Annotated in this window: 9 protein-coding genes and 2 pseudogenes; all 11 read left to right on the top strand. The window is 36.4% G+C overall.

Going from position 1 to position 7,772, the window contains the following annotated elements:
* A pseudogene (locus tag ABN099_RS18815) lies at positions 1 to 440 on the top strand (hypothetical protein); the annotation flags it as partial.
* A 215-nt stretch (positions 441 to 655) separates the two neighbouring features.
* Positions 656 to 1,132 (top strand): hypothetical protein, encoded by a 477-nt coding sequence (locus tag ABN099_RS18810; RefSeq protein WP_109392280.1) that lies wholly within the window; start codon positions 656 to 658, stop codon positions 1,130 to 1,132.
* A 237-nt stretch (positions 1,133 to 1,369) separates the two neighbouring features.
* Positions 1,370 to 2,707: a VENN motif pre-toxin domain-containing protein gene (locus ABN099_RS18805; protein WP_349465920.1), complete on the top strand. Its 1,338-nt coding sequence runs from the start codon at positions 1,370 to 1,372 to the stop codon at positions 2,705 to 2,707.
* A gap of 8 nt (positions 2,708 to 2,715) precedes the next feature.
* The gene (locus ABN099_RS18800) at positions 2,716 to 3,189 is read left to right on the top strand and encodes a hypothetical protein (protein ID WP_349465919.1); all 474 of its coding nucleotides are present in this window, start codon (positions 2,716 to 2,718) and stop codon (positions 3,187 to 3,189) included.
* A gap of 484 nt (positions 3,190 to 3,673) precedes the next feature.
* Complete coding sequence (locus ABN099_RS18795; RefSeq protein WP_349465918.1) at positions 3,674 to 4,750, top strand: VENN motif pre-toxin domain-containing protein; 1,077 nt, start codon at positions 3,674 to 3,676, stop codon at positions 4,748 to 4,750.
* On the top strand, positions 4,747 to 5,091 hold the full coding sequence (locus ABN099_RS18790; RefSeq protein WP_349465917.1) for a DUF3969 family protein: 345 nt from the start codon (positions 4,747 to 4,749) through the stop codon (positions 5,089 to 5,091). The genes ABN099_RS18795 and ABN099_RS18790 overlap by 4 nt, the downstream gene beginning before the upstream one ends.
* A gap of 320 nt (positions 5,092 to 5,411) precedes the next feature.
* On the top strand, positions 5,412 to 5,741 hold the full coding sequence (locus tag ABN099_RS18785) for a hypothetical protein (RefSeq protein ID WP_349465916.1): 330 nt from the start codon (positions 5,412 to 5,414) through the stop codon (positions 5,739 to 5,741).
* Positions 5,738 to 5,797 (top strand): annotated as a pseudogene (locus tag ABN099_RS19100) (hypothetical protein); the annotation flags it as partial. The gene ABN099_RS18785 and the pseudogene ABN099_RS19100, both read left to right, overlap by 4 nt.
* A gap of 36 nt (positions 5,798 to 5,833) precedes the next feature.
* The gene (locus tag ABN099_RS18780; RefSeq protein ID WP_349465915.1) at positions 5,834 to 6,805 is read left to right on the top strand and encodes a hypothetical protein; all 972 of its coding nucleotides are present in this window, start codon (positions 5,834 to 5,836) and stop codon (positions 6,803 to 6,805) included.
* Entirely contained in the window at positions 6,805 to 7,008 is a 204-nt protein-coding gene (locus ABN099_RS18775; RefSeq protein WP_349465914.1) for a hypothetical protein, read from the top strand. Before ABN099_RS18780 ends, ABN099_RS18775 begins: the two co-directional genes overlap by 1 nt.
* A 165-nt stretch (positions 7,009 to 7,173) precedes the next feature.
* Positions 7,174 to 7,659, top strand: a complete 486-nt coding sequence (locus ABN099_RS18770; protein WP_349465913.1) for a hypothetical protein — start codon at positions 7,174 to 7,176, stop codon at positions 7,657 to 7,659.
* Positions 7,660 to 7,772: the final 113 nt, after the last annotated feature.

Genomic DNA, 7,772 nt, shown 5'->3' with positions numbered 1-7,772 from the left:
ATCAGAAACAGGTGCAGGATGCGATGGTGAATTATGCCATGGTGCAGCTTAGCGTCGATAAGCCCACAGCAGAGGCTTATATTAAAACCTATGATGGAATGAAAATAATTAGCGCGTCAATGACGCCGTTAATAGGTTCAGTCGCTGCGAGAAAAATAGAAACTCTAGTGAGTCAACAGAGGTTATCCAGTAATTTTTCAATTCACTCGTTACCAGATGCTCATGGTTGGGAGCATATAACTGCGGTTAAAGGCGATGCTGCTATACCTGTAGATAAGATAGAAATATGGCTTAGAGGCAAAGCAAAAGGAGATTTAGAATCGTTATTAGCAAGGCAATCAGTGTTAATAAATGAAAAACGTGATAACCAAAGAGCTTTTGCTAAAGATCCGAATAAACCAAAGGAATTGGGCGATCACGAACAATGGGAATGGATCTAGAAAAATAGGATTTAATGATACAAAAGAAAATAATAAATTTATAATAGATAAATTACTTGATACTGAAAAAATGGTGACACCAGAGAATCGTTGGACATCAATAGTATTAAAAAGTCAAAATGGTAGCAATGAATCTGTTCGTATAAATGTTGTATGGGTAATATTACCAGATGGTTCAAAGCGCTTATCAACAGTGACGACAGGAAGATTTTTAAATGAGAAAAAAAGTTGAAAAAATAAAATTAGGATTAGATAGTTATCTAAAAAATGGGTATTTAGATATTAATTCCTTTGAAAATCCTGATGATGAGGCTGCTAATGCACTTAATGAGTTATCAGTTCTAGATGGAGAGTTATGTGATAAATATTGTAAGGTTATTATAGAGTCATCGAGAATAGGAGATGATTTTTTAAAAGCACGTTGTTTATCACTTTTATTTGATGTGAATAAAGAATATGCATTAGATTATATTAAAAAAAATGTGGAATGGATGTCTCCATCTATATTATCTACAACGATGATTGGATTATCAATTAATAGCAAAGAAAAGTTAAAAATAGAAGGTATAAATGAATTAATTTCTAAGATTATTATTCGCTATAATGATCTTTCTAATGATTCTTTTTGTAAGGAGTTATTAGCTCCTTCTCATAAGTTTTTCCAGGATAGTTTTTTTCAGAAATTGAATTGATGGTTAATAAATATATTTTATAAATTTAATAATAAAAATAAAGTAACACTCTGTCTCAATAATCCGGATAATTAATTGCCTGTGCTTAATGCACGGGTCTACCTGCACCAGCTACCCAGCCACAAATTTTGTCATTTTCAGCAAGTATGACAGGATCACACCAACCAGTCTGATTTTGGTACGGGCGGTAAATATACCCGAGCAATCCAAGCCGTTACGGCATTTACGCAAGGCATTATGGGTGGCAATATTGTCACCGCGATTGCTAATGGCTCAGCGCCTTATCTTGCCAATGAAGTGAAAAACCAAATTCAAGGCAATAGTGTTGAAAGTGATATTCAGCGCACAATAGCGCACGGTTTACTCAATGCCGGTCTTGCATTGGTAAAAGGCGAAAATACCTTAGTGCAGGCCACTGGTGCAATGACCGGCGAAACGGTGGGGATTTTATCGCATTCACTTTATGGCAAAACCCCAGAAGAACTGACTGAAACTGAAAAGCAAAATATAAGCGCATGGGCAACGTTAGCTTCAGGCATTGCTGGTGGGTTAATTAGCGACAATAGCGCAGGTATCGCCAATGCCGCCCAAGCCGGGAAAGTGGTGGTTGAGAATAATTATTTAAATGACTCAGACCATCGCCAAAAAACATCGTTGGCGCTTAAAGAGCGTCAAGGAAATATAACCGAAGTTGAACAACGGAAACTGGCTGAGTTACGTATTAAAGATACAACTACAACACAAGCCGTGCTTGATGTTTGTGCTGGTGGAGTTTCATCAGAATGTACCGCAGCCAGAAAAGACGCATTTAAGGCGATAGACACCTATGTAAACCTAACGTATCAAAACCCAAAAACAGCGCAAACAGGTTATCAAGAAATCGAACGGTTGTTGAACTCAACTTCACCAGAAGCACAACAGGCATTTAATCTGTTAGAGTCTTATACGCAAGCGTTTAAACACTTTGGTTATCCTGATAAAGAAGCGCGTGCTCGAGCCGGGATGTATGTTGGTTCTATTTATGCATTTGGTGGAATATCAGCAGTTGTAAATTCAGGTGCGTTAGTTAAGCAATTTGGGAAAGATGTTGCGAAGCCTGATGTGAAACTAGACGTATCACAACCGACTGGAAAACCTTCGCCAAATACGATTGAAGATATAGTTAAAAGGAATCTTGAAGCAAGTAAAAAAGGGAATGAATCTTCTAATTTTGATAGCTATTTGGGAAAAGAGAAGCTAGTTAATCCTGCAACTAATAAGATAGTGACTGAACATACGATAGTTGCGTCTGGGAGAGCTACTAAAACGTCGACACCAAATTCAGTTTATGAAGTGTCTCGCGTAGATGGAACTAAGAGTATTACTTATTATGATGATAAAGGAAGAACATTTTCACGGGAAGACTATGGACAACAAAAGACACATGGTCAATTAGGATATGACTCAAATGGTAAAGTTCCACCACACGAACATAAAATTAGTTATAACTCGCGAGGATATGTGGATAAAAAATATTATCGTGAAATAGATGAAAATGGTAAGCCAGTAGGCTCTTGGATTGAAGATAAAAAGTAGATATAACTATGTCAAATAACGTTTATGGCTATTTACAACCTGAAATTGGAACTACTATAAATTTCAAAGCACTAAAAAAATACATGGAAGATAACTATTTGAATATTAATGAAATAACTAAAATGGAGTTATTTAATTATCCTGATGAATATTTACCAGGCGATGAATGTTTTATATTTGACATCGCCGATGGAAAAAACTCAATCAATGCAACATATCTAATTGATTACTTGGAATATGATCCCGAAACAGCAGATATAGGCTTTCCTCCAGACCCAAAAGAACGTTTAAATATTCTTTTGGACACTCTATCCGAGATGATTAATATATCAAACGCTAAAAAAATGGTTGTTTCATTGAATGAATGTGAGCAAATTGAAACAATAAAAAAAATTAAGCTATCTGAGTTATATGAGGTTATTCATGCTGATTTTGAAGAGTATCAAGCTCCACCTGATACTCTTTATGAAATTGTTGCTTAATGGAAACTTAGATTTTAGCATTGGTGTATATCTACAGTTAGATATATGTTCAATTAGTATTATTGAAAAAAATGGTGATTTATTAATTAGTTTAGGAAAAGTTGATGAACTACTAGGGGAGTGTCAATTAGTGATTTATCAACCAAATTACTAAAATTTATATTAAATTATTATATCCAGCCGGATAACCAGCTGTCCGGCTTGGCGAGTGAGGGGGTAACATTAAACTAATTCAGCCACTTACTTCTGATAGTCAGTTTTGGGCTAGCAATTATGCACTAATCCTCTGGTGCTAGTTTTTTCAAATCTAAATTACGACCAATCTCTATCAAGCCCTTTCAGAAACTAAAGATAACGTTACTGAGCGTGATGTTCAAAATTACCTCTTCCAACAACGTTTACAGGATTATACCAACCAGTCTGACTTTGGCACGGGTGGTACACCCGAGCTATTCAAGCCGTTATCACATTTACATAAGGTGTTATGGGTAATAGCATTATCACCGCGATTGCTAATGGTGTGGTGAATGCCGGTCTTGCATTAGCAAAAGGTGAAAATGCGGCAGCACAAGCCGCTGGTGCGATGACTGGCGAAGCCATGGGTATTTTATCGCACTCACTTTATGGCAAAACCCCAGAAGAACTTACTGAAACTGAAAAGCAAAATATAAGCGCATGGGCAACGTTAGCTTCAGGGATCGCAGGTGGTTTAATCAGTGATAATAGTGCCGGCGTTGCCAATGCCGCCCAAGCCGGGAAAGTGGTGGTTGAGAATAATTATTTAAGCTCTAAAAACGTCGCTGACATGAAGAAAGAGCTTGAAGAAGCTGATAAGACGGGTGAAGATAAAACAGGAATCTATGATAAGTACAGTAAAATCAGCAAGGAAAATAGAGATAAAGCTATTGCTGAAATCGAAAGTGGTGGTTCCTTTGATGCTATCGGTACTTGGGTTGATTTAAACGGTGGAGTCAATGTTGCTGATTCCCTGAAATGGATTGCTCTGTTTGATGATTTAAGTACAGAAGACCGTTCTCAGCTTGTTAATTTTGTGAAAGCAGAGAATTCGGAAAGTGCCCAAGCTATTTATGACTCCTTATCAGTCACAGCTAAAGTCGCACTGTATACAAAAGATGCTGCTGATAACATGGGTGTTGGTGGCGCTATTCCAGGTTCTGGTGTATCGGTTGTTGGGATCAAGGGTGGTGTTAATAAAGGTTCAAACAATGGAACTCAATCTTCTGAAGGTAAGCCTAATTCATCCCAAAATACCAATCGAAATAATAATTCAAACCAACTAAATCAAACATACACCTCTATTAAGGATGCACCTCAGTACCCACAAGGCTTCAGGGCAATTCAAAATGGAACGACAAGAAATGTTATAAATAATAAACAAGCATTGGAAGATTTTAGAAAAATAGAATCTGGTCGGTGGTATAAAGTTTATAAGGATGGCTATGATGTGGCTGGCAATAAAGTTTCAGTACATTATTTTCAAAGCCAAAGTGGTAGAGTTATTAATGTGAAGGTTAAATCAGGTTGGAGTAATATGAAATGACGTTTTGTTACAGTATTAATGATAAACACGCTAGCAAATTTCTGAGTTTTTTAGCATTAGGTGTATTAACCGCACTAGGAAAAAACTTAATATCTGTTGATGAAGCCGAAGGCTACATTTTTAAACCTTATATACCTAGACTATTGGAAGGTATTGGTTCACCAGAGGAACTACTTGAAATAATTAACTTAGGTTGTGAACTTGAAGATGTGGAAACGTTATATCCAGAAAATCTTCACGCTGAAATTGAAAGACTTATAAGTAAAACGTTATCTGTTATTTCACGAAGTGCAGACTTTGGGCGATTAGTCGAAAAAGAAATTAAAATCATTAATGATTAATTATATTATGTTGTAGCTTAATATCCTTCAGCCAACTGGATTATCAACTATCCAGCTTGGCGAGTGAGGGGTAGAGCGTACCTCAATCCCTTCAGTCAATTACCGTTAATGGTTAGTTGTGAATTTGGCTTTATCTTGATTCTAAGAGTAATCCAGTGATTATCTTGTGTTTTTGATCATTTTCTCTATTGTTATCGATGTCTTACATGATCACCAAACTTCACTCGCTATTCTGCTAACAAATTAAACCACCGCTTCTTAATTTTAAATTCATTAAAAATCCACATCCGTTGCATCGATACCTCTTTTTTATTCTTCAAATGGAGCGCTTTGGCACAGGCAGTGATTTACAGAAAGCCGCGCAAGTCGTCACCTGTGCATTAGCTAGTGGAGCATCACCTTATCTCGTCACTGAAATCAAGAAACGGACTACAGTTGATGGTGAAGTGAATATCACCACGAATGCGCTAGCACATACAATTTTAGGTGCAGTGACCGCCGAGCTGAATAATCAATTGGCTGTGGCAAAAGGCGAAAATGCAGTGGTACAAGCCGCTGGCGCGATGACCGGCGAAACCATGGGTATTTTATCGCACTCACTTTATGGCAAAACCCCAGAAGAACTTACGAGTCTGAAAAGCAAAATATAAGCGCATGGGCAACGTTAGCTTCAGGCATTGCCGGTGGGTTAATTAGCGATAATAGCGCAGGCGTTGCCAATGCCGCCCAAGCCGGGAAAGTGGTGGTTGAGAATAATTATCTGAGTTTTGATGAAGCTCGTGCGTTTGATAAAGAAATGACAATATGTAAAGCAGCAGGTGAGAATTGCCTGCCTATCATTGACAAGTACGCCACAATTCATGGAAAAAATTCAGAAGAATTTAGAAAAGCATGCCAAAGAAACTCATTAGAATGCACAGCTGGCTATGAAAGGCTCAAGCTGAATGGAGGAATTTCGGCAGCCGAGAGACCAACATGGCTTTATGGTTCTTTAGATAATGAAGATGTCAGAAATGCTGTATTGTATATTAATAATCAGGATGTTGAATTTGCTAATAAACACTCAGATAACTGGGACAGATTTGCCTCCTTTGTTGGAGAGCCAGAAAATGTATTCGGATTGTACCTAGGTGGTAGGGCATTATTTAATTCAGAAGCCTCAGCAGAGGCTAAACTGATAGGAACTGGATTGAGTATGAGTGCAAATGCAGGTGTACAAATATACAACGGCAATACTGGTGATAAATTTGATTATCTAAGCTTTGTGCTAGCAGGCTTTACTGGTTGGACAGGAACAGGTCGAAATCTACACTCCAATGTTCAATTAAACGCAGGTAGTGCTTATTTAGGGAGTAAAATAGCAGGCGAAAATTCAGAAATTGCTGTTGTTTCATCCACTTTTGGGGCTACATCGGGTTATGGTCTAACAACAGTATTAGTTAATCGTTGGGAGGCAAAATTAATAAAAGAACATTTTGGAATGTCTGCAAGTCGTTATGCATTACAATATGCAGAAAAGTACAAATATTCAAATTTTATAACAGAAAGTTTTAAATTAAGTCCTCTCCCAGGAATTGTCGGTGGGGCAGCTGGTTCATTTGAATTAGAGCTAAGTGGTAGTCTATTAGGGCAATATATTATGAAAAATAAGGATATTAAAGAGGATAACAATGAATATCAACATTATCTAGAATTAGATAAAGGTGCATATTAATGAAACTCTCAATATATTCCTTATTTTTTATGATTTTTATATATGGTTTATTTTTTTCTTTTCTATCTTTATCAGGAGAATGGCTTTTAACAGATCAAAGCATATATCAATTAGATTGGGTGAATTCTATCAAACTAGGTGGCTTTATTGGTTGCAGTGTTGGAACAGTCGTTTGGATTGTTATGCGATTTAATATTCGTTAGTTTTCGATAGGTTATAAATATCAAAAATTCGCTACAGAGAGTATAAAACCATAGCGGTAGCGCGAAAAACACCACCCAATCTGCGGTATCACAAGGCACATGGACAGTGCGTGATAGCGATAATCAACGGTCGAAGCTGGGGCTTTTAAATAATAAGTGCAACTTATGAGTGAAAAAAATAAAAGTATTGAACAAATATTAGTAGGCATAAATAATTATATAACCTATGGTTATGTTGATGAAAATTCATTTAATGATGCAGAAGATGACCTTTTTGAAAATTTAGATCAATTAACTTTATTAGATGATAAAAAAGCACTTTCTTTTTATGAAAAATTGTTAAATGAGCAAAATATAAAAGATGAGTTTTTGAAATCTCTTTTTTTAAATGAGTTATTATTATCTGAGTCAAAGTGGAATTATGCATTTAATTATTTAGATAATAATGCATATCAGTTAAGTATCCCTTGTTTAGAAAAAGCGTTATTTTATTTCTATTGCGCAAAAAATGATCCGGCGTCACATCCAACACCTGATAGGCTCATCGAGAAACTAATAGCTAGATACCAAGAAGTAAAAAATGATCCTAATGCAAATTTTTATCATCTAACTGAATCATTTGAAAATTTCTCTCGCGCTTATGGGGTTTAACTGTTGAGAATAATTGGTTGAGCGTGTCTGAAAAGACAGAGCTCGATATAGCAAAAAAGACACTTAGAAATAGTACAGATCCAATAGAACGAGAGAAAGCGCAGCAGAAATAT

It is taken from the genome of Proteus hauseri (assembly GCF_040139125.1).
In the GTDB taxonomy this organism is placed as follows: Bacteria; Pseudomonadota; Gammaproteobacteria; order Enterobacterales; family Enterobacteriaceae; genus Proteus; species Proteus hauseri_B.
This window is presented reverse-complemented; position numbering and strand designations above follow the sequence as displayed.